A 23670-nucleotide genomic window follows, 5' to 3' on the forward strand; every position below is an offset into this window, starting at 1 on the left:
CCGTCCTTAACTATTTACGAGAAATTATTTTTGATTTTTTTGTGAAGAAATTTCAAGAAATGCATGAATAAAACGGAATAATTTTTGCGCTTGTGGATCTTTGAGCATTTTCAACAGCCCGAAAAGACCAATTACTTCCGTGCTCTCATCCGCACGATCTTTTGCTTCAATCGCAGTTGCAGCTACATTTTTAACCGTCGCTGTTACAGGCTCAGCAATTTCCTTAATTGCACCTACTGTATCGTTCTTTAAGATTTCATCAGTAGCAAGTGACTGGGCAACATCATAAGACTTTGTTAAAACATTAACAAGTTCAGTGAGTTTTGGGAGTTGTTCCACTAATTGTGTTAAAGAATCTTGAACCTCAGGTTTTAAAAGCTGATCAAGAATATCATTCTTTCCTTGTCCAGCAGACAGAAGTTGAGATTCCTGCTCAATCTTTTCTAAAGTATTTGTTTCTGCCATGTTCGATTCCCCTTTACCTAAAGTATTAATTTTGTTTTTTTTGTGTCACTTCAAGAATTTTTCCATCCATAAAGCTTCAACTGTGATAAATGTCCTTTACAATTAATGCTCTATGATAATTCGCCTTCTCTATTATACATGATATTGTTAAAAATTTAACATATTTATTAATAATTTTTTTACCAAATATACGTTTTTACTATAACAATCAAATGATAACCAGATCCAGCTTTCGATAATTAGACTACAGTAATAGTGTTAACAAGACCTTAACCTGTAATACAGCAACATCCAATCATACTTTATTTGCTCTAAAAGTAAAAACATCCCAGTAGGCATTATCCTACTGGGATGTGAACAAGCACTTATTTATTTCAAGCTGCGATTGAGAAAAGCTTTAGTCCGCTCATGTTTTGGATTTGTAAATAATTCTGATGGATGGCCTGCTTCAACAATTTCGCCATGGTCCATAAAAATGGCACGATTTGCCACTTCCTTGGCAAATTCCATTTCATGTGTGACAACAATCATCGTCATATGCTCTTCAGCCAGATCCTTCATTACCTGCAATACTTCCCCCGTTAATTCGGGATCTAAAGCAGAGGTAGGTTCATCAAAAAGCATAATATCCGGATTCATCATAAGGGCACGCGCAATGGCTACCCGCTGCTTTTGTCCCCCAGAGAGATTAGCTGGATAAGCATTGGCACGTTCAGTAAGACCAATTTTCTCCATCAATTGTATGCTTCTCTTTCCTATATCAAGAGCACTCTCTTTTTTCACTAGCTTAGGAGCAAGTTCTAAATTTTCTTTTACCGTAAGATGTGGAAACAGGTTAAAGTGTTGAAAAACCATGCCCATTTTTGACGTGATGGTTCTGACTTCAGGCGGCTTTGCATATACTCCATCCTTGACCAAATAATCACCGGATACACAAATGCTGCCTCCGTTGATTTCCTCAAGATTAACCAAGCTGCGCAGCATCGTACTTTTACCCGATCCAGACGGACCTATCACAGCAACTACATCTTTTTTATTGATATCGAAGGAAATCCGTTTAAGTACTTCGAGATTTCCATATGATTTTTTGAGGTCAGATACTTCAATGATAGCCATGTTCTCAACTCCCTATTATTCAAATTTGAAGCGTTTTTCGAGCCATTTAAAGAACATAGTTAAAACGGCTGTCATCAGTAAATAGATTATACCTGCAACAAAGAATGGCACAATGGTGAAGTCACGATTCACGGCAGTTTGAGCAAAATGCAATAGCTCTGGAACAGCAACAGCGTAGAGTAATGCAGTATCTTTAACTAACGTCACCGATTCATTAGCGACAGATGGTAATGCAATCCGAAACATCTGTGGTAATACAACCTTTGTCGTTGTTTGCCATTTATTTAAACCGAGCACCTTGGCCGCTTCATATTGTCCTTTATCAATAGCGAGTAGACCACCACGGAATATTTCTGCAAAATAAGCAGCATAGTTCAAAATAAAGCCCAAGCTTGCTGCAACAAAACGATCAAGGATCAAATATTCACCAATGACCGGAATCATCGGTAAACCAAATGTGATAATTAAAAGCTGTAATAAAAGCGGGGTTCCACGCATTACGTAAATATAGGTTTGAGCAAGCCAAGAAAGAGGCTTAATACTGCTTCTAACTGCTAAAGTCAGTAAAAAACCAAATGGAATAGACACCACAATCGCAACAATAAATAAAAGGATCGTGGTTTGTGCCCCTTCAAGCATTGGATTAATTATCTGTATTAAATAATCTAAGGACATAAGGATTCCTCCAAAACAAAACAGGGTTTCCAAGAGGAAATCCTGTTTTATATAATATTTGCACGACTTATTTTAAGACCTTATCTTCACCAAACCATTTTTCTGAGATTTTAGCTGAAGTTCCATCTTCATTCATTTCATCTAAAGCTGCTTGAAGTTTGTTTAATAACTCTTCGTTCCCTTTTTTTACACCAACAGCATATTCTTCTGGTGCAAGTGATTCATCTAACAATTTATATGTTCCTTTTTCTTGAGTCATATAATAATTCATGACAACTTCATCAATAACCACTGCATCAACACGGCCATTTACTAAATCTTTAAGAGCCAGTACATTTGTTTTGTATTCAGTCAATTCATTTATTTTATCTTTAATTGGATGTGCATTTAATGCATCAATAGCAGAAGAAAGAGATTGAATTCCAATATTTTTGCCCGCTAAATCATCTAATTTAGATAATTTAGAATCAGCTAACGTAACAACTACTTGTGAATTACTCAAATAAGGCTTTGTAAATAGAACCTTTTCTTTACGCTCATCTGTAATGGTATAACCATTCCAGATAAGATCAATACGACCGCTATTTAATTCAGTCTCTTTTGTTGTCCAGTCAATTGGCTGGATTTCAACGTCTACATCCATTTTTTCAGCAGCAGCCTCGGCCATATCAATATCAAAACCAACAATTTCATTATTCTCATCACGGAATCCTAACGGAGCAAAAGTATCATCGATTCCAATGATTAATTTATCTTTTTCACTACTTTTAGATTTAGACCCAGATTCTGAACTGGAGCATCCAACAAGAAGCGTGAAAACGGACGCAATAACCAAAATAAATAAGGCTGAACGTTTCATATACTAATAAACCACCTTTATCCAATATAATATTACTTTAGTACGTTACTACATTATTAGATTAACATAATAACATTAGCTAGAGTAGTCCTAAAATATTATTTCAATATTCTGTTTTCTAATAAAACAGGATAACTTTCTCCCTCAGTTTGTACATAGTGAAAATTGACTATTCATATATATAATCATTATAATTATCGAGAAATGGAGTGAAAATATATGTTAGAAAGTAAACGAGCATTACCGATACTTTTTGCTGTCATGTTTCTTGTTATGGTCGGTTTTGGAATAATTATCCCTGTCCTTCCTTTCTATGCAGAAAACATCGGAGCATCACCCTTAGAATTAGGATGGCTGATGGCTGTATATTCACTAATGCAGCTGCTGTTTGCACCAGTATGGGGAAGAGTATCAGATCGGATTGGCCGAAAGCCGGTCATTATGATTGGTATTTTAGGTCTCGCACTTTCTTTTTTCCTAATGGGACTATCATCAGCACTTTGGATGTTATTTGCTGCCCGAGTAATAGGAGGAATCTTATCAGCTGCTAATATGCCGACCGTTATGGCTTATGTCGCAGACATCACATCCGCTGAAGATCGCGGTAAGGGAATGGGAGTTGTTGGTGCAGCAACAGGTCTCGGGTTTGTTTTTGGACCTGCAATTGGCGGTGTATTTTCAAAAATGAGTTTAAATATGCCATTCTATATTGCAGGAATTTTATCCTTTATCACCTTTTTCCTTGTCTTATTTGTATTAAAAGAATCTTTGCCCAAAGAAAATAGAGGTTTCAAGAATCATGAAAAATCATCTATGTGGGCGGCTATACAGGGCACACAATCCGTTTTGTATTTTCTGCAATTATTTATCTCCTTATCACTATCTGGATTAGAAGCAACCTTTGCCTATTTTGCAGCAGAGAAAGCTGGGTTGGGAGCAGCAGAGCTAGGCTATATTTTTATGATCATGGGATTCGCTAGTGCAATTGTTCAAGGTGGGCTAGTTGGAAAAATGACGAAAAGGTTTGGAGAGGGCTTCGTGATTCAAATCGGAATCATTATTTCAGCCATTGGCTTTGGACTTATATTATTGGTTGATAATTTCACAACCGCTGCAATTTATCTAACAATATTTGGGATTGGAAATGGAGTCATCCGTCCTAGTGTGTCTGCTTTACTAACCAAAACATCGTCAGCAGGGCACGGCAGTACGACAGGCTTGCTCTCTTCCTTCGATTCAATGGGAAGAATTGCTGGCCCTCCTCTTGGTGGCTGGCTATTTAATATGACTATTGGTTTGCCATATATCTCAGGTATCATCTTATCAATACTAGCCTTTTGGCTATATCGTATCTACATAATACAGGAAAAGAAATTTCTATCCATCGGTAACGGGGGCCATTAATATGAATGGACAAAACAGAAAAGATATCCTTCCCGGGACAATGGTTGATATTGTCCTAAAGGCCGATCAAAGAACGGGAAAACTAACCAGCGGGATTGTTAAGGATATATTAACAAAGTCAAGCTACCACCCACACGGAATTAAAGTAAGACTTACGAACGGACAAATTGGAAGGGTGCAATCCATAAACAAAAAATAATTCTAGACATTACAAAGTGATGACACCATTTGTCATCACTTTTTTTAGCTATTATGGAGGCGTTTATTTTTTATTTAATACCTTTTTCCCCACTCGTTCAAACAAGCCGGGAAACAGAGCAAAAAGAATGCTGCCCGCATTCATCCAACTAGGCAGATTGATTTCCCTTGTTTTCGTCAGCATTCTGTCTACGACCTTCCTTGCGACAAAATCAGGTTTTAACATATATTTTTCTACACTTTTTACATAGGTCCCCTGCTCATCAGCCAAAGAAAAGAAATTTGTTTCAATCGGGCCCGGATTCACTGCTGTTACAGACACATTAAAGTCTGATAATTCCATCCTAAGACTGTTCGTATAACCGAGAACCGCATGCTTTGTTGCAGAATACACGCTAGACTTTGGTGTCGCAATTTTACCAGCCTGTGAGGCGATGTTAATAATATGACCTTTTCTTTGTTGTCTCATCAAAGGCAGGACCATCGTTGTACACGCAATTAACCCAACAACATTTACATCAAACATTCCTTTTACATCCTTCATTGACACCTCATGAGCTGCACGAAAGACGCCAAAGCCCGCGTTATTTACTAGCACATCAATGGTAGTAAGCTCAGTTAAAAGCTTAGAAAATACAGCCTTGACCTCCTCCGTATTTGAAACATCAAGTTTATAAACAAGTACATTGCAGGAAAAGCGGGCTTCTAAATCTTTCTTTATTTCTTCGAGTAAATCAAGTCTTCTTGCCAGCAGGACTAAATTAGCTCCTCTTTCTGCACAAAGGGACGCAATGGAAAGACCAATTCCGCTGGAAGCACCTGTAATGACGATATTTTTATTACTAAGCCGTCCTGTTGTCAAATGTATCCACCTCTACTTCCTATTTATCCATTCTATATTACAACAATTCAGAGGCATAGCAACAAAGAGCTTCTGCTTATCTTTTCCTGTTCAGTGCTGTTATACTTAAGCTTGATGAAGAAAAGGAGGCATTCTAAAAAATGGGAACTACCAAACTATTCACACCTTATACAATTAAAAATCTCACATTAAAAAATAGGATTGTCATGGCACCAATGTGTATGTATTCTTGCAGCAGCCAAGATGGAAAAGTAACTCCATGGCATTATACTCATTACATAAGCAGAGCAGTTGGTCAAGCGGGCTTACTCATCCAAGAAGCAACTGCAGTATCACCGGAAGGCCGAATCTCACCCTATGATTTAGGAATCTGGGATGACGAGCATATCGAAGGACTGTTGAAGCTTACCACTCTTATCAAAGAGAATGGTGCCAAGACAGGTATACAGTTAGGGCATGCAGGGCGAAAAGCAGAACTGGAAGGTGAGATTCTCGCACCATCTGCTATTCCCTTTGATGAGCAAAGTAAAACACCAAAGGAAATGACAACAGAGGATATTCACGCTGCTGTTACTGCATTTAAACAGGCAACTGAACGTGCGAAACAAGCTGGTTTTGATGTCATTGAGCTTCATGGTGCACATGGATATTTAATTAATCAATTTTTATCACCTTTAGCTAATCACCGCAGTGATGAATATGGCGGAAGTCCGGAAAATCGTTATCGCTTCTTAAAAGAAGTGATCGAGGCAGTTAAGTCAGTTTGGGATGGACCGTTATTTGTCCGCGTATCCGCCAATGAATATCATCCGGAAGGATTGACAGTTGAAGATTACGTTGTTTACAGCAGTTGGATGAAGGATCAGGGTGTGGACTTAATCGATGTAAGTTCAGGTGCAATTGTGCCGGCAAAAATCAACATTTATCCAGGCTATCAAGTTCCGCTTGCTGAGAAAATAAAGCACGGTGCCGAAATTCCAACCAGTGCTGTCGGCCTAATTACATCAGGGCTTCAGGCGGAGGAAATTCTCCAAAGCGAGCGTGCAGACCTTGTTTTACTTGCACGGGAATTATTGCGTGATCCCTATTGGCCAAGAACTGCTGCACGGGAGCTCGGTGTCGATATTGAAGGACCTGTACAGTATGAAAGAGGCTGGAAACAAAGAAGAAATCAGAGATGATAAAAAAAGGTGGACACTGTCCACCTTTTTTAAATGATATTTGTAACGTCGAGGAATACAACAATGATTACGATTGGTACAACATATCGTAATAAAAAATACCAAATTTCAAACAAAAGACTATAATTTGTCTTTTGAATCAGTTCATTTTTTAAAATTGCCTTTTTCATTCTATAGGAAACAAAAATAGAAATTAACAATGCCCCGATTGGCATTAATATATTACTTACTAGATAGTCAGCTGCATCAAAGATGCTTTTCCCAAAGATTGAAAAGTCAGACCAAACACCAAAGGATAGCGCCGATGGAATCCCTACCACAAATACGAGTATCCCAATGATCCAGGATAGTCGATTTCGACCTCCCTTTCCCCTTGAAACAGAAGCAACGACAATCTCTAGTAAAGAAAACGCTGATGTAAGTGTGGCAAACAAAAATAAAATTAGGAATATCAATAGGAAAATGTTACCCAAAACCATTTTTTCAAAGACTGACGGAAGGACAATGAACAGCAAGCCAGGTCCTGCAGCCGGTTCAAACCCTAACGAGAAAACGGCCGGAAAAATGGCAAGGCCCGCAAAAATAGAAATAAATAAGTTCATGGCTACAACCGACAGGGCAGGCTGAACAATACTTTCTCCTTTTGAAAGATAGGAACTATACGTTACCATAACGGAAACCCCTACACTTAACAAAAAGAATGACTGTCCTAGAGCAAATAAAATGCTTTCAGAATTTAATTTACTAAAATCCGGATTAAAAAGAAATGATACACCCTCCATTGCATTTTCAAGGGTCAGGGAGCGAATAATTAAAACAATAAATAAAATAAAAAGGGCTGGCATCATAAATTTACTAGCTTTTTCAATTCCTGTTTGGATTCCTTTTCCGACAACGGCAATCGTGATAATCAGGAATACTGCTTGAGCCCCTACAGACAGAAGCGGATTTGATACAGACTCCGTAAAGAGAGCTTCGTAATCTACATTCCCTCCACCAACCTGTCCTGTAAATCCATAGACAATATATTGAATAATCCATCCGCCAATAACACTATAAAAGGATAATAAAATAAAGCAGGTCATAACCCCAAGATAGCCAATCCAATGCCATTTTGAATCAGGCGCAATCTGTTTGTAAGCCGAAATAGCTTCCTTTTGTGTACTGCGGCCAATGATAAACTCAGCAAGCAGGAGCGGAAAGCCAATTAAAAGGGAAAGAAGGACAAATAAAAGAATAAATGCTCCCCCTCCGCTCATACCCGTTACATATGGCAGCTTCCAAATAGCACCAAGTCCAATTGCTGATCCAGCCGATGCCAGAATAAAGCCAATTTTTGACGACCATTGTTCTTTCTGTTCCAATGTTGTCTCCTCCAGATTATAAGATAAATAGATAGTATGACTAAACAAAAAAAGCCAATGCAGTTAAAAGGGACGTGTAGAACACGCGGTACCACCCTTTTTGAAAGCATTGACTTTCCACTCAATTGGATAACGGAACTGTCCGTTTCTCATACAATACATGTAAAAGAAAAAAAGCTCCAAGCTGAAACTCACCATTATCTTTGTATCAGCTTCCACCAGCCGCTGACTCTCTAATCTACAGGGAGATATGGCTTACTAAACACTCTTCATAGCCTTCTAATTTTATATTTAGATAATAAAGTATAATTGGAATTATACGTGAAAAAGCCTTATATTGTCAATAAACGATTTATGAAAATTATTGCTTTTTACTATATTAATAAAATTTAGCCACTCCCCTAACGAGGAATGGCTATACTTTTAAAATCAGCTGCAATCTCAGAATTCGAAAAAATGGAACGAGCCTCCTGCAGCAGTTCTTCCGCAGCGTTTCGATCGTAGCGTGAACTAATATGTGTAATGCAAAGAGTTTTGACATTCGCATGTTTTGCCGTTTCTGCAGCCTGGGTGGTGGTTGAATGATAATAGTCATAGGCTAACGCCTCTTCTCCTTTTGCAAAAGTAGCTTCATGAACTAATAGGTCTGCGTTACGCGCGAGCTCTTGTGCTGCTTCACAAATTCTTGTATCCCCCAGTATCGTAACCACTCTTCCCTTTTGTTTAGGACCGACAAAACGAGCCGCTTCCAAAATCGTTCCATCCTCCAGTGTGACAGATATCCCCTCTTTAATTTTTTTATAGAGTGGGCCCGGGGTAACTCCGGCCTCTTTTAGCTTATCCACTAGCAATGTACCCGGACGATCCTTTTCAATAATTCGAAAGCCGTAAGAGGGTATTCCATGCTCAAGCTTTCGTGCCTCAACAATGAATTGTTCGTCCTCAAACAAAACTCCTTCACTAATTTCTACAATCTCCAATGGATATTTTAAATAAGTACCGCTGACACTCAAGCTAGTCTCCACAAATGCTTTTAAGCCCGCAGGTCCATATATCGTTACCTTTGACTCCCCGCCTTGAAAGGAACGGCTTGCAAGCAGTCCTGGAAGTCCATATAAATGATCCCCGTGTAAATGCGTAATAAAAATATTTTCAATTCTAGAAGGCTTGATTGATGTATGTAATATTTGATGCTGTGTAGCCTCACCGCAGTCAAAAAGCCAGATTGATCCTCGCTCCTCCAATAATTTTAATGCGATAGCTGTTACATTCCTAAGCTTCGCAGGAACCCCTGCACCCGTACCAAGAAAAAATAATTCCACTTTTAAGCTCCTTTCTCCAATCCATACTTACATTATTATAGCCAAGTTAGAATAAACAAGGAAACAATGAGAATATTCATTCCATTCTATCATTAAATAATAAAAACAAAGCATTTGCGTATTTTAACAGAAATCGATAAAATTTTAGCATCATTAGACATATTTTTCGGATTGAATTTCAAATGTAAAATAAGCAAACCCTAAAATAGATGTCAATTTTAATGAAAAGAGGTTTTACAAATCGTGAAACATAACGAAAAACCATCAGCTTTGATCATGATCTTTGGTGCAACAGGTGATTTAGCTAACAGAAAGCTTTTTCCTTCCCTATATCGTTTATTCGAGAAAGGAAATCTATCGGAGAACTTTGCTGTCATTGGTGTTGCAAGAAGAACACTTTCCAATGAGCAGTTCCAAGAAAATGTAAAAAAATCTGTTCAGTCAGTAGCAATCAATGGTAATCATAACATTGATGAATTTGCCTCACACTTTTATTACCATTCACATGATGTAACAGATTCAGATTCATACGGTGTATTGCGAGAAATGGCTGTACAATTGGATGAACAATATCAAACAGCCGGTAATCGTATTTTTTATTTAGCGATGGCTCCAGAATTTTTTGGAACAATTGCCACCCATCTAAACGAAGACGGTCTTACAAATGTAAAAGGATTCAAACGTCTAGTTATTGAAAAACCTTTTGGGCATGACCTTGAGTCTGCGAAAGAATTAAATAATCAAATTCGTACCGCATTCTCTGAAGATGAGATCTACCGTATCGACCATTATCTAGGTAAAGAAATGGTCAGAAACATTGAAGTAATCCGTTTCTCTAATGCTATTTTTGAGCCGCTATGGAATAACCGCTATATATCAAATATTCAAATCACTTCCAGCGAAACACTAGGTGTGGAAGAACGCGGACGTTATTATGAGAACAGCGGTGCACTGCGTGATATGGTGCAAAACCATATGCTGCAAATGGTTGCCCTCTTGGCTATGGAGCCGCCGATAAAACTTAACACGGAAGAAATTCGGTCTGAAAAGGTGAAGGTGCTTCGCGCCATGCGAACAGTAAAGGATGAAAAAGTTAGTAAGTACTTTGTGCGCGGACAATACGGGGAAGGAATCGTTAACGGTCAAAAGGTTCCCGGCTATCGGAATGAACAAATGGTTGATCCTCAATCAAATACAGAAACCTTCGTAGCTGGCAAACTCTTAATTGACAATTTCCGTTGGGCAGGCGTTCCGTTCTACATTCGTACAGGTAAGCGAATGAAATCAAAATCAACGAAAATCGTGATTCAATTTAAGGACATCCCTATGAACCTATACTATAAAACAGAACAGACGTTAAATCCGAACCTGCTCGTCATTCACATTCAACCTGAGGAAGGTATTACCCTTCATTTAAACGCGCTGAAAATCGGTAACCACATGAATGCGACACCTGTAAAATTAAGCTATGCTAATACAGGTATTGATGGGATTAATACACCTGAAGCCTATGAAAAGCTATTATATGACTGCATGCGCGGTGATGCAACAAACTTTACACACTGGGACGAAGTGGCCCTATCTTGGAGCTTTGTTGATAATATTTCGCAGCATTGGCAAAAGACACAAGCACAATTCCCTAATTATGAATCAGGCTCAGCAGGACCGAAAGAAAGTGATGTATTACTTGCTAGAGACGGCCTATTCTGGTGGCCAATAGGCGATTTAGACGTAGAGACCTGCCAATAATAAAAACACAAAGAAAACCCTCTTTGCTTAGCAAAGAGGGTTTTTCATTTAGGTCTATTCCAACCAATTTGTATGGAAAATGCCTTCGCGATCAATTCGCTCATATGTATGTGCACCAAAATAATCGCGTTGTGCCTGTAGAAGGTTAGCAGGCAGTGTTGCTGTGCGGTAGCTGTCATAATATGAAATAGCTGATGAGAAGCAAGGTACCGGAATTCCATATTGAACAGCAAAGGAAATTGTTTCGCGTAATGCATGCTGGTAGCTTTCAACGATTTCCTTAAAGTATGGATCAAGTAAAAGATTTTTAAGACCTGATTCACGATCATAGGCATCCTTAATCTTTTGTAAAAATTGTGCTCGAATAATACATCCGCCGCGGAAAATCATCGCAATATCGCCATACTGAAGATTCCAGTCATATTCTTCAGATGCAGCTCTCATTTGTGCAAATCCTTGAGCATATGAACAAATTTTGCTCATATACAGTGCTTTACGAACAGATTCAATAAATGCCTTCTTATCACCGCTAAATGACTTTGTTTCTGGACCGCTCAATAGCTTGCTGGCTGCCACCCGTTCTTCCTTCATAGCTGAAATAAAGCGGGCAAATACAGATTCAGTAATAACTGGAAGCGGCACACCTAAATCAAGGGCATTTTGGCTTGTCCACTTTCCTGTTCCTTTTTGTCCTGCAGTATCCAAAATCATATCGACAAGAGGTTTACCTGTTTCATCATCCATTTTTGTAAAAATATCAGTTGTAATTTCAATTAAATAGCTATCAAGCTCGCCTTTATTCCATTCGGCAAAAACCTCATGAAGCTCTCCAGCAGAGAGTCCCAACACATTTTTTAATAAGAAGTAGGCTTCACAGATAAGCTGCATATCGCCATATTCAATGCCATTATGTACCATTTTCACATAATGTCCAGCTCCATCCGGCCCAATATAGGTTGTACAAGGATCCCCGTTTACCTTCGCGGAAATATCCTTAAATATCGGCGCTACAAGTTCATAGGCTTCCTTTTGACCGCCAGGCATAATTGAAGGACCTTTTAACGCCCCTTCTTCTCCACCTGAAACACCGGTTCCAATAAAATGAATACCAAGATCACTTAGTTTTTTATTGCGGCGCTGTGTATCGACGAAGAACGTATTACCACCATCTATTAAAATATCCCCTTTATCCAAATGAGGAATCAGCTGCTCAATTGTGGCATCTGTCGGAGCCCCGGCTTTTACCATGAGCATAATTTTGCGAGGAGTTTCAAGTGACTGAACGAATTCTTCAATAGAATAAGTACCCTTGAAATTTCTCCCCTTCGTTTCAGCAAGGACTTCATCTGTTTTTTCACTTGAACGATTGTAAATGGAGACAGAATATCCTCTTGACTCGATGTTCATGGCGAGGTTTTTTCCCATTACCGCCATTCCAATTACTCCAAACTGTTGTTTTGTCATCTTTTTACATCCCTTCTAACCAAATAATACAACCTTAAAAAGACCATCTTACTTTAGCAATATCCGCATTTTTTTGCAAATAATACATCTACTGTTAGTGTGTCAAATCCATTAAAAAATTAGTCAACCATTATTCATCTGAAAAGAAATCGAGAAAATCCTTACTGAAGCTCGTTTCCGATGCAATATTTTCCTGTCTGTCTTTTGTAGGAGCTTTTTCAACAGCACGGTCAATAATTCCTTGACCAAATTTATTTCTCAGCATATTAAGCGTTTCCAGTAATGGTTCATTTCTTGCATCCTTCTCATAAGAAAAAATGTCGAGCTGTTTCACCGCTTGCTCTTTCTCAACTAAATCGGCACCCGTTACACCAAGAAGCCGTACCGAATCACCATTCCAGTTTTTCAAAAAAAGCTGTTTGCTAACGGTATAGATATCATCCTTTTGGCTGATTGGATTTAACAGCTTTTTACTCCTCGTAATCGTCTTACGGTCCTTATAGCGAATCGTCACGCCGATAGAAGCAGCCAATACTTTTTTTCGCTTCATCCTAGCAGCCACTTTCTCTGCCAGGCCTTCCAAAACAAGCAGGAGCTGGTGCTGATTCGAAATATCACTTGGCAAAGTAGTCGAATTTCCGACACTCTTAAATTCATTTGCAGCATCGGGGTCAACCGGTCTATCATCAACACCATTAGCCCTTTCCTTTAAGCGGAGACCATTGATTCCTAACAGTGCCTTTAATTGAATATCATTTGCACTAGCCAAATCCTTAACTGTATAAACATTGATTGTATTTAATTTTTCCGCTGTTTTTCTCCCGACTCCATGCATTTCTACAACTGGAAGAGGCCATAATACCTTCTCCACATCCCGTTTCCGTAATACAGTAATACCGAGCGGTTTTTTCATATCAGAAGCCATCTTTGCAAGAAATCGATTGGGGGCAATACCAATGCTGCATGGTAAATCGAGCTGTGAAAGAATTTGCTTTTGAATTCTGTCTGCAATTTCCAGGGGTGATCCTAATTCAAAACTATCCGTGATATCGACAAAGCCTTCATCAATGGAAACAGGCTCTACAAGCTGAGAATATTCAAACAAGATATCAAACATCCCATGGGAAGCAGCCCGGTAGCGATCAAAGTTCGGACTCATGACGATTAGCTGCGGACATAGCTTTTTTGCTTCCCAAATGGGCATCGTTGTTTTCACACCATATTTTCTCGCTTCATAGCTGCATGTAACGATGATTCCTCTTCGTTCTTTTGGATTCCCCGCGATGGCGAGGGGCTTCCCTTTTAAGGAAGGATCAAAGGCCATCTCAACAGATGCATAGAAGCTATTCATATCTACATGTAAAATAACTCTTCCCTTTTTCGGATACATTTCTTTCATACGTCGCACTACCTTATATAGGTTCCGGATTGAGGCTCCGGTTACATCATTAAGAATCCTCCATTTCATTTTAGCATGTAAAATCGAAAAAGACCCGCTGCCTTGTGCGGGCCTATAAAACCTTATTACTTCGCTTTCATGACACTTCCAGCCATTTCTTTGGCCGCTTCTCTTGCTTGCTCCTTCGCCGTTTCCATAATCTCAGGAATCCTCTTCGGAAAATGATCCAAGCCCTCCGCAACAATTGTATCCATCACATCAATACCAAGGAAGGTTAGGGCTTTTCGAACGTATTGATCGCCCATCTCAAATTCAACCATTGGTCCGGTTGAATAAATACCGCCACGGGTCTGGATATGAATGGCTTGTCTTCCGGTCAATAACCCTTTTGGCCCCTCCTCCGTAGTGATGAATGTTTTTTGATTTAGAAACATATTATCCATAAAATCTTTAAGAATTCCTGGAGCACCTAAATTCCATATTGGTGTCACAAAGACATAGTAATCTGCAGCAATGAACCTGTCAGCAAGAGCATGCATTGCTGTAAACTTTTCTCTTTCCGCCTCTGTCAGCTGATCCACCGAATAACCCATAAATGACGTTTTCGCACGTGCATATAATAAATCCGTATCGATTCTTGTAATGTCCATGTCATACAAATGCATTCTTTCAATTTCAACATCAGGGCGTTCCTTTTGAAAGGTCTCTAAAAATACTTCCCCGATTTGTGCACCCTTTGATTGAGTTACGTCTTTTTTTGGATTTGCCGTAATGTAAAGTAATTTTGACATACTAGCATCCCTTTCTCTAAACAAATAAATAACAACTATTCCAATCATAACGAATACACTCATGTTCTTTATTGAAGAACTCGTGAAATTTATGAAAGTTTTGTGTCATTTATTGGGTAAAAGCGATAATCAGCCATTTTACACTCACTGTGCAGCTACTTCTTCAATAATTGCAACGGTCATCTCAGCTAATTTATATAATTCTTCTACAGGCATACGTTCATTTGTTGTATGGATCTCCTCATATCCGACAGCAAGGTTCACTGTTGGAATACCAAAACCGGCAATAACATTAGCATCACTACCGCCACCACTATGTAATAGCTCACAGCTTCGACCTATTTTTACAGCTGCCTTTTTGGCTACCTCAACAACATGGTCTCCATCAGAAAATTTAAAGCCTGGGTACATCACTTGTACTTCTATCTCTGCTTTGCCACCCATATCTCGTGCAGCACTTTCAAATGCATCCTTCATTTTTTGTACCTGAGCTTCCATTTTTTCAGGAATTAATGAGCGAGCTTCTGCTAATATATCAACATGATCACAAACAATATTTGTTTGCTGTCCACCGGCAAAGCGGCCGATATTTGCCGTAGTTTCTTCATCAATTCGGCCTAAGGGCATTCTTGAGATAGCCTTTGCCGCAATCGTAATGGCCGAAACACCTTTTTCTGGAGCAACGCCTGCATGGGCTGTTTTACCAAGTATCGTTGCCTTAATATGCGCTTGTGTAGGTGCGGCAACAATAATGTTTCCGACCTTTCCATCACTATCAAGAGCATAGCCGTATTTTGCTTTCACTAATGTCCGATCAAGAGCTTTGGCACCAACAAGGCCTGATTCTTCACCAACTGTAATAATGAATTGAATATCTCCATGTGGAATATTTTGTTCTTTTAACATACGAACCGTTTCAAGCATAACCGATATTCCCGTTTTATCATCTGCACCAAGAATGGTTGTTCCATCTGTTACTACATAGCCATCCTTAACGGAAGGCTTAACCCCTTTTGCAGGGACAACGGTATCCATATGACAGGTAAAATAAATTGGATCTACCCCTTCTTTCGTACCAGGAAGAGTACAAATTAGATTCCCTGCTCCATGTCCTGTTACAGCAGTCGTATCATCTTCAAAAACATCTACACCTAAGTCAGTAAATTTTTGTTTTAATACTTTTGCAATCTCTGTTTCATACTTTGTTTCGGAGTCAATTTGTACCAGCTCTAGAAATTCATTTAATAAACGCTCTTGATTAATCATCAATGTAACCTCCAAATCTTGTATTTCACCTTAATAGTATACATCTATCATTATTTACCATCAAATCGATGAGAACTTGTTAAAAAAAAATCTCTACAGACGAGTTAGATAATTTTGACTCATTCATGCAAATATTTTATATTTAATGGTATAATAATAGATATTAAACAAAAAAAATCGGCGCTAGCGCCGATTTTTAGATAATCCTGTCATATTTTGATTACAAAGGAATATTTCCGTGTTTTTTCTTTGGTCTTGATTCTTTTTTATTTCTAAGCATTTCCAACGCTTGAACAATTTTAATCCTTGTTTCCCGCGGGTCGATAACATCATCAACCATTCCTTTGCTTGCAGCAACATATGGATTGGCAAACTTTTGACGATATTCTTCGATTTTTTGCGCACGTGTTTCTTCAGGGTTCGGACTTTGATTAATTTCTTTTGCAAAAATAATATTGGCTGCCCCTTGCGGTCCCATAACAGCAATCTCGGCATTTGGCCAAGCAAATACAAGATCTGCACCAATTGATTTACTATTTAATGCAACATAGGCACCACCATATGCTTTTCGCAAAATAACTGTTAATTTAGGAACCGTTGCCTCTGAATACGCATACAGTATTTTTGCACCATGGCGAATAATCCCACCATGCTCCTGTTTAATCCCAGGGAAAAATCCAGTTACATCTTCAAACGTAATGATTGGGATATTAAAGGAATCGCAAAAACGGATAAATCTGGCTGCTTTATCAGATGAATCAATATCTAAACCACCTGCCATAAATTTAGGCTGGTTACATACAAGTCCAACGGATTCTCCTTTTATACGCGCAAGACCCACTACAATATTTTTCGCAAAATCCTGTTGAACCTCCATGAATGAATCTTTATCAACAACCAATTCAAGGACCTTTCTTACATCGTAAGGACGAAGGGTATCAAATGGAATGGCATCAGTTAATTCAGGACGATAATCATCCTCTTCATTATACTCAAGTACAGGCGGTTTTTCTTCATTGTTTTGCGGCAGGTAGCTTAATAGTCTTCGTACCTGTTCAATCACCACTTCTTCTGACTCTCCACGGAAATGAGCATTACCGCTAATGGAATTATGAACCTTTGCACCACCTAGGTTTTCAGACGAGATTTTTTCTCCTGTCACCGTTTCAATTACCTTTGGACCTGTAATAAACATTTGGCTAGTCTTTTCAACCATAAAAACAAAATCAGTAATAGCCGGTGAATAGACAGCGCCCCCTGCACAAGGTCCCATAATAACAGATATTTGTGGAATTACCCCTGAGTAAATCGAATTCCGATAAAAAATCTGCCCGTAGCCGTCAAGAGAAACAACACCCTCTTGAATTCTTGCACCACCTGAATCATTCAAGCCAATAAAAGGTGCACCATTTTTAGCAGCTAAGTCCATTACAGTAGCTATTTTTTTGGCATGCATTTCGCCTAGCGCTCCGCCAAACACAGTGAAATCTTGGGCAAACAAATAAATTGGACGTCCGTTTACCTTTCCATATCCTGTGACAACACCATCACCAGGGCTTTTTTGCTGATCCAATCCAAAATCGTTACAATTATGTTCAATAAAAGGATTAAATTCTATAAAAGAACCTGAATCAACTAATAGATCAATACGCTCCCGAGCAGTTAATTTCCCCTTTTCATGCTGCTTTTCAATTCTCTCGTCTCCACCGCCCAGTTCTACTTCTCGTTTACGATCATATAAATCATGTATTGTATCATAGATATCAAGCATGGTCATGTCCCTCTTTCTTTTCACATAATTCATAAAGAACACTTCCGGTTGACTTAGGATGCATGAAAGCAACATTCGCTCCACCGGCTCCAATTCTAGACTCTTCATCTATCATTCTGATGCCATTCTCTTTCATGTCTTGAATTCTCTCTTCGATTGATTCAACCCCTAGTGCGACATGATGGATTCCTTGCCCACGTTTGGCAATAAACTTAGCAATTGCACTCTCTTCACTGGTAGGCTCCAAGAGTTCAAGCTTTGTCTCACCTGCTTTAATAAATGCTACCTTAACCTTTTGATTCTCAACTACTTCCATGCCTAGCAGCTCTAATTTCAGCACTTCCGTGTACAAAGGTAATGCCTCTTCAATAGAGCTCACAGCAATGCCAATGTGATCTACCTTTTTTATCATCTTTTACCCCATCCCCAAATAAATGAATATGCGTTAAAAATAAATATACGCAATAATTTAAATATACTATAATTGTAAAAAAATACTACAATAATCTTAAAATTCGATAAAATTTTTCAAAATCCTTCTTTTTTTGCAGTGTTGTCCAAATTATTTTTTGCTAGTAAAATGATAGATAGATAATAACTTTTGAAACAAATATGATGGAGGGATAATGCCTTGTCCAAAAAAAGAAAAAAAACGCAAAAGATATTTGTTTATTTAATGCTTTTTGCCATGCTTGCGTCTACATTACTTACCGGAATCGCAATGTTTTTTTAATAAAACAAAAAGGGAATCGTCAAAATGTGACAATTCCCTTTATTTGATTGCGTTATATTCAATTGCCAGCTCTTCAAAGGATTTTGATGTTGAGATGATTAATATTTTTGTACCGAGCGGAATGATCTCATACAGTGATTCGATTGCTTCATTTTGTAACCGGATGCAGCCCTCAGACACATAGTAACCAATGGAAGCAGGATGATTGGTCCCATGGAGACCATAGATTCTCCCGTCTGTTTCTTTTGCGTCAAAACCAATCCATCTTGTACCGAGGGGGTTTTCCGGTGTCCCGCCTGGGATATTTTTTCGACGGTAATATGGATTTTCTGCTTTTACCAAGATGGTAAACAAACCTTCAGGTGTTAAATCCTTCGTTTTTCCTGTCCCAACCTTAACGACAGTCTGCACACGATTCTCATTTACAAGAGCCATTTCATTTGTTGACTTATTGACAATGACGAAAGGATCACCCGGCACCGGATTCACTCCAAGCGGCCATATTGGCGAAAGGGAAAGCACTAAAAACAGACTTGAAATCAACTGCAGCATTGCGATCACCCGCCTATTTCTTTTGCTTTAGTTTCCTTCTCCGAGTCGTTCTTCATACACTGCTTTTTGTTTTTCTATTCCTTTAAAATTCCGTTTAATCAGCAGATATTGCTCCATTTCTTTCACAAAGTGAAGAAGTGCTGCTCGAACCTCAAATTCCTTCCGTGTTTTGGGAAGCTCCATGTTTTCAAATAGCTTATGCATTTCATGAAGCTTATCCAAATAAATAGTTGCTGTGTTCCCTGCATGAATATGCTCCGCCAGCTCTTCTATAAAATCGGCAATTATTTTTCCTTGCTCAACCGTATGGGTAATGGACGTGATGATTGGCAGGACCCTTTCGATTATTTCAAATTGTTTCTCCCTTATTTTAAAATAGGTATAATACAAATCATCCTCTTCATTATGTATCAATTGATTTTCTATTACCTGAAAGGACATCCTTTTAGCATCATTTATCAAATGAATGGTTTCAGCGATTTCCTTTCCATCCCAATTACTATCACCCACACGTAAATATTTGACGATTTCAAGGAATATACTTCGAAAATTCGCCTCAATCCTTTTCTGATATTCTTCAATTTGATTATCCAAGCTTGGCATATAGAGATTGGCCAGCAAAGCAACACCAATACCAATGAAAATAATCGCTAGCTCATTAAAAATAAAGGCGAATGTAACCTGTCCCGCTGAGAAAAAATGCAAAATAATGACCGCACTCGAAACGATGCCTTCACTTGCCTTAAGCATGACCACAGTAGGAATATAAAATAATAATAACAAGCCGATCACAATCGGGTGATAGGCGATGCCCTCAAAGAAAATAATAGAAAACACAATAGCAGTCATACATGCCAGGATACGGTCCCATGATGCCCGCAGTGATTTCTTCTTTGTTACTTGAATACAAAGGATCGTTAGTATCCCAGCAGAAACAAAATTTTGAAAACCTAAATATTGAGCAAGCATAATGGACACAGTTGCACCGGCAGCAGATTTGATAGTGCGGTAGCCAATACGAAATTTCATATTTCTTCTCCCTGTTCTTACAGTCGTTACCTATAGTTTACCATGGAATAATTCTCTAAAATAAAAAAGATGATCGTTTCGACCATCTTTTTCCATTACTCTATTTTTGTTAATTAAAGAATTTTCTCCAGGAATTCCTTTGCCCTTTGGCTTTTCGGGTTAGTGAAGAATTCCTCCGGAGGTGCATCCTCAGCAAGAACACCGCCTTCTAAAAAAAGAACTCGGTCAGCAACCTCCTTGGCAAAGCCCATTTCATGTGTGACAATAGCCATCGTCATGCCAGACTCTGCTAATGACTTCATAACATCCAGCACTTCTTTCACCATTTCAGGGTCAAGCGCAGAGGTCGGTTCATCAAACAGCATAACCTCCGGTTCCATCGCTAACGCTCGTGCGATCGCCACCCGCTGTTTTTGACCACCTGACAAACGATTCGGATATACATTAGCCTTTTCAGCTAATCCCACCTTATCTAATAAAGCCATCCCTTTTTTCTCCGCTTCCAGCTTCGATAGACGCTTTACTTTCATTGGGGCATACGTAATATTCTCCATAACCGTTTTATGGGGAAACAAGTGAAAATGTTGAAAGACCATTCCTACGTTCTGCCTCATTTTCATTATATTCGTTTTCTTATATGTTATTTCTGCACCATCGATATAAATATGGCCTCCTGTGGGCTCTTCTAATAAATTTAAACAACGAAGGAATGTTGATTTTCCTGATCCGGATGGACCAATAATGGCCACAACTTCTCCTTCTTCAATGTTTGTTGAAATTCCTTTTAATACCTCAAGTTTGCCGAAATGCTTTGTTAATCCTTCCACCCTAATCACTTTTTCTCATTCTCCTCTCGACAAGCTTTCCGATCATCGTTAATAGCATGACAATAAGATAATAAATGACTCCGGCTAATAACAACGGTTCAATAAAGCGGAATTTATCGGCTCCGACCTGGTAAGCTCGGCGCATAACATCCATAACCCCAATTGTTGTAACAATCGCCGATTCCTTTGTTAAGGAAATAAACTCATTCATTAATGAAGGTAAAATATTTTTTAATGCCTGTGGAAGCACAATATTAAGCATCATCGAAGGGTATGGAACACCTAGTGCCATAGCTGCTTCACTTTGTCCTTTATCAACTGCAAGAATACCACCGCGTATAATCTCTGAAATATAGGCAGTAGAATTCAGAGCAAAAGAAACGACAGCAGCCGTAAACGGATCAATTTGATAACCTAATACCTGAGGAGATCCAAAATAGATAATCATCAGCTGTAAAACAAGCGGGGTGCCGCGAAAAATGGAAGTATAGGCGTCCGCAATCCAACCTAAAAACTTAATATTACTTATTTTAAATAATGATAATATGATACCGAATACGAACCCTAATACCCCGGCAAGAAAAGCAATCTGGAGAGTCACTCCAAGGCCTTTTAAGATAAAGGGGAACGATGGAAGAACGGATGTAAAATCAAAATTCATGTATAATCATTCCTCTCACAAAAATCAAATTCGCCCGTCGAATTTGCGTCCGGATTTTTCTCGAGCTCGCTCGAGAAATTACCATTAAAAAATCCGTGACATCCGCCGGAGGCTTAACTTCAATCAGCAGGGGTTTGAACCCCACTGAATCGGAGTGCTTTTTGCATTCATCCCCCACTTTTAGAGATGGAGGACTTCTGCTGAATGAAGTTAACTAGAAAATACATAAAAAACGTTCAGAAAACGATTCTCTTCTGAACGTTTTTTACTTTATACTTATTACTCTGCGTCAAACCACTTCTTAACGATTTTATCTACTTCGCCGTTTTCTATCATTTTCTTTAATTCTGTATTAAATTCTTCTTTTAACTCGCTATCCTTAGGGAAAGCAATGGCATATCCACCATCAGCATCTTCGATTGTAGTGCCTTCAACATCCTTAGCTTCTTCTAAATATCCTTTAGCAACAGTATCTTCAATGATTGCTGCATCTAAACGCCCTGCAAGAATCTCTTGAATAAGCTCTGGTACTCTGTTACGGCTTTCGTATGAAAAGCCTGTACTTTCAGCAAGCTCCTTCGCTTTTTCCTCTTGAATAGACCCTAATTGAGCGCCAACCTTTTTACCTTTTAGTTGATCGACACTTTTAATGCCGCTGCCCTTTTTTGAAACAATAACATGCTTTGAAGTATAGTACGTATCACTAAAATCAACACTTTCCTTACGCTCATCCGTAGCAGACATGGCAGCCATTACAAAATCAGCTTGTCCATTTTGTAATGAAGAAATAAGACCTCCAAAATCCATATCCTGAATTTCTAACTCATAGCCTAGCTTTTCAGTAATCGCTTTTGCAATATCAATATCTAGACCGATAATATCTTCACCTTTTGCCGTATCGATATATTCAAACGGTGCATAATCAGCAGATGTAGCCATTTTTAATACCTTTGCATCTGAATCTTTATTGACGCCTTCATTGGCTGACTCCTCTTTAGCGCCCCCGCAGGCAGCAAGAATTCCGATAATCAACATGCTCATTACTAACATTGAGATAATTTTCTTCAACTTTATTTCCTCCTCTTTTTTCTTCAACTTATTTATATTATTAGCCTTTTATTGTGTATTCTATCTAAATAACATTAACTAATAATTATTCACATAAATGAATTTTAACACATAATCTCACTTATGCAACTAAAATTTATTTTAATATAATATTCTAAAATTATAAACGTTATTAATGAAAAAAGAGAGGCACATGATGATAACCCCACATGTCCCCCTCAAATCAATTACAGTCTCTTATTTAGAATTCCTCACAATACTTATCAAATGCATCCTGCAGCTTTTGCATAACAGCAGCTGGCTCATGTCCTTCGATTTCATGACGTTCAACCATTGTTTGGATTTTCCCATCCTTTAAAAGAGCAAAAGACGGTGAGGATGGCGGATATCCAGTAAAATAGGAACGTGCCTTTTCAGTCGCATCTTTATCCTGTCCAGCAAAAACAGTTACTAATTGATCTGGTCGCTTATCGTAATGAATAGCGTGTGCCGCAACCGGGCGAGCAATCCCCCCCGCACAGCCACAAACGGAATTAATCATGACTAAGGTTGTTCCATTTTTGGCAAATGCCTCTTCCACCTCTTCAGGCGTCTTTAATTCAGTATAGCCCGCTGCGACAATTTCCTGCCGCGCTTGGCGAACATGATCGTTCATAAACAGATTAAAATCAATATTCATTTGAACTCTCCTTATTTTTCATATTTGTTATAATTACATCATAACAATATGATTAAGTTTAGTACAAATGAGACGCTTTTTTGTTACAACCCACTTAAACATGGTTGTTGATTTCCGTTCCAGGCACTTCGCTTTCCGCAGGCGACCGCCGAGCCTCCTCGACACTTCGTGTCTGTGGGGTCTCGACTGTTTCGCTTCTCCTGCAGGAGTCTTCGTACCTTCCACTGCAATCAAC

At 38.7% G+C, this 23670-nt stretch carries 24 protein-coding genes and 1 other annotated feature; of the genes, 5 read left to right on the plus strand and 19 right to left on the minus strand.

The features are described 5' to 3' along the window. Nucleotides 1-24: 24 nt before the first annotated feature. From ACHUFV_RS06985 to ACHUFV_RS07000, 4 genes are all read right to left on the minus strand, one after another. Nucleotides 25-465, minus strand: coding sequence for a helical membrane plugin domain-containing protein (locus tag ACHUFV_RS06985; protein ID WP_394232867.1), 441 nt, complete (start codon nt 463-465; stop codon nt 25-27). Between the two features lie 369 nt (nt 466-834). Then, complete coding sequence (locus ACHUFV_RS06990; RefSeq protein ID WP_394232868.1) at nt 835-1581, minus strand: amino acid ABC transporter ATP-binding protein; 747 nt, start codon at nt 1579-1581, stop codon at nt 835-837. Nucleotides 1582-1596: 15 nt separating this feature from the next. Continuing rightward, on the minus strand, nt 1597-2256 hold the full coding sequence (locus ACHUFV_RS06995) for an amino acid ABC transporter permease (protein ID WP_394232869.1): 660 nt from the start codon (nt 2254-2256) through the stop codon (nt 1597-1599). Between the two features lie 67 nt (nt 2257-2323). Continuing rightward, entirely contained in the window at nt 2324-3115 is a 792-nt protein-coding gene (locus ACHUFV_RS07000; RefSeq protein ID WP_394232870.1) for an amino acid ABC transporter substrate-binding protein, read from the minus strand. 219 nt (nt 3116-3334) lie between these two features. On the opposite strand from ACHUFV_RS07000, the gene ACHUFV_RS07005 reads away from it, so the two are divergent. Beyond that, nucleotides 3335-4519 (plus strand): MFS transporter, encoded by a 1185-nt coding sequence (locus ACHUFV_RS07005; RefSeq protein WP_394232871.1) that lies wholly within the window; start codon nt 3335-3337, stop codon nt 4517-4519. 1 nt (nt 4520) lies between these two features. Further along, complete coding sequence (locus tag ACHUFV_RS07010; protein WP_394232872.1) at nt 4521-4718, plus strand: YwbE family protein; 198 nt, start codon at nt 4521-4523, stop codon at nt 4716-4718. 63 nt (nt 4719-4781) lie between these two features. On the opposite strand, the gene ACHUFV_RS07015 is transcribed toward ACHUFV_RS07010, so the two are convergent. Then, entirely contained in the window at nt 4782-5579 is a 798-nt protein-coding gene (locus ACHUFV_RS07015) for an SDR family NAD(P)-dependent oxidoreductase (protein WP_394232873.1), read from the minus strand. Nucleotides 5580-5719: 140 nt separating this feature from the next. Between ACHUFV_RS07015 and namA the strand changes: the two genes are divergently transcribed. Next, nucleotides 5720-6760: an NADPH dehydrogenase NamA gene (namA, locus tag ACHUFV_RS07020; RefSeq protein WP_394232874.1), complete on the plus strand. Its 1041-nt coding sequence runs from the start codon at nt 5720-5722 to the stop codon at nt 6758-6760. Nucleotides 6761-6789: 29 nt separating this feature from the next. Here the strand turns inward: namA and ACHUFV_RS07025 are convergent, their stop codons facing one another. Both ACHUFV_RS07025 and rnz read right to left on the minus strand, forming a co-directional pair. Next, nucleotides 6790-8124: a sodium-dependent transporter gene (locus ACHUFV_RS07025; RefSeq protein WP_394232875.1), complete on the minus strand. Its 1335-nt coding sequence runs from the start codon at nt 8122-8124 to the stop codon at nt 6790-6792. A 65-nt stretch (nt 8125-8189) separates the two neighbouring features. Further along, nucleotides 8190-8406 (minus strand) — a binding site (T-box leader). A gap of 119 nt (nt 8407-8525) precedes the next feature. Beyond that, on the minus strand, nt 8526-9446 hold the full coding sequence (rnz, locus tag ACHUFV_RS07030; RefSeq protein ID WP_394232876.1) for a ribonuclease Z: 921 nt from the start codon (nt 9444-9446) through the stop codon (nt 8526-8528). Nucleotides 9447-9689: 243 nt separating this feature from the next. Between rnz and zwf the strand changes: the two genes are divergently transcribed. Next, nucleotides 9690-11195, plus strand: coding sequence for a glucose-6-phosphate dehydrogenase (gene zwf / locus ACHUFV_RS07035; protein ID WP_394232877.1), 1506 nt, complete (start codon nt 9690-9692; stop codon nt 11193-11195). A 54-nt stretch (nt 11196-11249) separates the two neighbouring features. Here the strand turns inward: zwf and gndA are convergent, their stop codons facing one another. From gndA to mce, 6 genes are all read right to left on the minus strand, one after another. Further along, nucleotides 11250-12659: an NADP-dependent phosphogluconate dehydrogenase gene (gndA, locus tag ACHUFV_RS07040; RefSeq protein WP_394232878.1), complete on the minus strand. Its 1410-nt coding sequence runs from the start codon at nt 12657-12659 to the stop codon at nt 11250-11252. A gap of 130 nt (nt 12660-12789) precedes the next feature. Beyond that, nucleotides 12790-14058 carry a DNA polymerase IV gene (locus ACHUFV_RS07045; protein ID WP_394232879.1) on the minus strand — a complete coding sequence of 423 codons (1269 nt, stop codon included), beginning with the start codon at nt 14056-14058 and terminating at the stop codon, nt 12790-12792. A gap of 125 nt (nt 14059-14183) precedes the next feature. Then, a complete protein-coding gene (locus tag ACHUFV_RS07050) occupies nt 14184-14849 on the minus strand; it encodes an FMN-dependent NADH-azoreductase (protein ID WP_394232880.1) in 666 nt (221 codons plus the stop codon). A 144-nt stretch (nt 14850-14993) separates the two neighbouring features. Further along, nucleotides 14994-16115 (minus strand): tripeptidase T, encoded by a 1122-nt coding sequence (locus tag ACHUFV_RS07055; protein WP_394232881.1) that lies wholly within the window; start codon nt 16113-16115, stop codon nt 14994-14996. Nucleotides 16116-16335: 220 nt separating this feature from the next. Further along, on the minus strand, nt 16336-17886 hold the full coding sequence (locus ACHUFV_RS07060) for an acyl-CoA carboxylase subunit beta (protein ID WP_394233415.1): 1551 nt from the start codon (nt 17884-17886) through the stop codon (nt 16336-16338). Continuing rightward, entirely contained in the window at nt 17879-18298 is a 420-nt protein-coding gene (gene mce, locus ACHUFV_RS07065; RefSeq protein ID WP_394232882.1) for a methylmalonyl-CoA epimerase, read from the minus strand. Before mce ends, ACHUFV_RS07060 begins: the two co-directional genes overlap by 8 nt. Nucleotides 18299-18517: 219 nt before the next feature. Here mce and prli42 point away from each other — a divergent pair, with 219 nt between their 5' ends. Then, on the plus strand, nt 18518-18619 hold the full coding sequence (prli42, locus tag ACHUFV_RS07070) for a stressosome-associated protein Prli42 (RefSeq protein ID WP_394232883.1): 102 nt from the start codon (nt 18518-18520) through the stop codon (nt 18617-18619). A gap of 39 nt (nt 18620-18658) precedes the next feature. Here the strand turns inward: prli42 and ACHUFV_RS07075 are convergent, their stop codons facing one another. The 6 genes from ACHUFV_RS07075 to ACHUFV_RS07100 all read right to left on the minus strand — a co-directional run bounded on the left by ACHUFV_RS07075 (nt 18659) and on the right by ACHUFV_RS07100 (nt 23435). Then, complete coding sequence (locus tag ACHUFV_RS07075; RefSeq protein WP_394232884.1) at nt 18659-19171, minus strand: L,D-transpeptidase; 513 nt, start codon at nt 19169-19171, stop codon at nt 18659-18661. 27 nt (nt 19172-19198) lie between these two features. Next, on the minus strand, nt 19199-20200 hold the full coding sequence (locus ACHUFV_RS07080; protein ID WP_394232885.1) for an aromatic acid exporter family protein: 1002 nt from the start codon (nt 20198-20200) through the stop codon (nt 19199-19201). Between the two features lie 113 nt (nt 20201-20313). Then, nucleotides 20314-21036 carry an amino acid ABC transporter ATP-binding protein gene (locus ACHUFV_RS07085; RefSeq protein ID WP_394232886.1) on the minus strand — a complete coding sequence of 241 codons (723 nt, stop codon included), beginning with the start codon at nt 21034-21036 and terminating at the stop codon, nt 20314-20316. Beyond that, the gene (locus tag ACHUFV_RS07090; protein ID WP_394232887.1) at nt 21029-21688 is read right to left on the minus strand and encodes an amino acid ABC transporter permease; all 660 of its coding nucleotides are present in this window, start codon (nt 21686-21688) and stop codon (nt 21029-21031) included. The genes ACHUFV_RS07085 and ACHUFV_RS07090 overlap by 8 nt, the downstream gene beginning before the upstream one ends. A 279-nt stretch (nt 21689-21967) precedes the next feature. Further along, a complete protein-coding gene (locus ACHUFV_RS07095; protein ID WP_394232888.1) occupies nt 21968-22756 on the minus strand; it encodes a transporter substrate-binding domain-containing protein in 789 nt (262 codons plus the stop codon). 241 nt (nt 22757-22997) lie between these two features. Continuing rightward, a complete protein-coding gene (locus tag ACHUFV_RS07100; RefSeq protein ID WP_394232889.1) occupies nt 22998-23435 on the minus strand; it encodes a BrxA/BrxB family bacilliredoxin in 438 nt (145 codons plus the stop codon). Nucleotides 23436-23670 lie beyond the last annotated feature (235 nt).

It is taken from the genome of Niallia oryzisoli (assembly GCF_043641075.1).
Lineage (GTDB): Bacteria > Bacillota > Bacilli > Bacillales > Cytobacillaceae > Bacillus_BD > Bacillus_BD oryzisoli_A.

Coding starts and splice junctions, on each gene's coding strand:
- ACHUFV_RS06985 (WP_394232867.1), bottom strand. CDS start 465: ATGGCAGAAACAAATACTTTAGAAAAGATTGAGCAGGAATCTCAACTT.
- ACHUFV_RS06990 (WP_394232868.1), bottom strand. CDS start 1,581: ATGGCTATCATTGAAGTATCTGACCTCAAAAAATCATATGGAAATCTC.
- ACHUFV_RS06995 (WP_394232869.1), bottom strand. CDS start 2,256: ATGTCCTTAGATTATTTAATACAGATAATTAATCCAATGCTTGAAGGG.
- ACHUFV_RS07000 (WP_394232870.1), bottom strand. CDS start 3,115: ATGAAACGTTCAGCCTTATTTATTTTGGTTATTGCGTCCGTTTTCACG.
- ACHUFV_RS07005 (WP_394232871.1), top strand. CDS start 3,335: ATGTTAGAAAGTAAACGAGCATTACCGATACTTTTTGCTGTCATGTTT.
- ACHUFV_RS07010 (WP_394232872.1), top strand. CDS start 4,521: ATGAATGGACAAAACAGAAAAGATATCCTTCCCGGGACAATGGTTGAT.
- namA (WP_394232874.1), top strand. CDS start 5,720: ATGGGAACTACCAAACTATTCACACCTTATACAATTAAAAATCTCACA.
- gndA (WP_394232878.1), bottom strand. CDS start 12,659: ATGACAAAACAACAGTTTGGAGTAATTGGAATGGCGGTAATGGGAAAA.
- ACHUFV_RS07045 (WP_394232879.1), bottom strand. CDS start 14,058: ATGAAAGAAATGTATCCGAAAAAGGGAAGAGTTATTTTACATGTAGAT.
- ACHUFV_RS07050 (WP_394232880.1), bottom strand. CDS start 14,849: ATGTCAAAATTACTTTACATTACGGCAAATCCAAAAAAAGACGTAACT.
- ACHUFV_RS07055 (WP_394232881.1), bottom strand. CDS start 16,115: ATGATTAATCAAGAGCGTTTATTAAATGAATTTCTAGAGCTGGTACAA.
- ACHUFV_RS07060 (WP_394233415.1), bottom strand. CDS start 17,886: ATGCTTGATATCTATGATACAATACATGATTTATATGATCGTAAACGA.
- mce (WP_394232882.1), bottom strand. CDS start 18,298: ATGATAAAAAAGGTAGATCACATTGGCATTGCTGTGAGCTCTATTGAA.
- ACHUFV_RS07075 (WP_394232884.1), bottom strand. CDS start 19,171: ATGCTGCAGTTGATTTCAAGTCTGTTTTTAGTGCTTTCCCTTTCGCCA.
- ACHUFV_RS07080 (WP_394232885.1), bottom strand. CDS start 20,200: ATGAAATTTCGTATTGGCTACCGCACTATCAAATCTGCTGCCGGTGCA.
- ACHUFV_RS07090 (WP_394232887.1), bottom strand. CDS start 21,688: ATGAATTTTGATTTTACATCCGTTCTTCCATCGTTCCCCTTTATCTTA.
- ACHUFV_RS07100 (WP_394232889.1), bottom strand. CDS start 23,435: ATGAATATTGATTTTAATCTGTTTATGAACGATCATGTTCGCCAAGCG.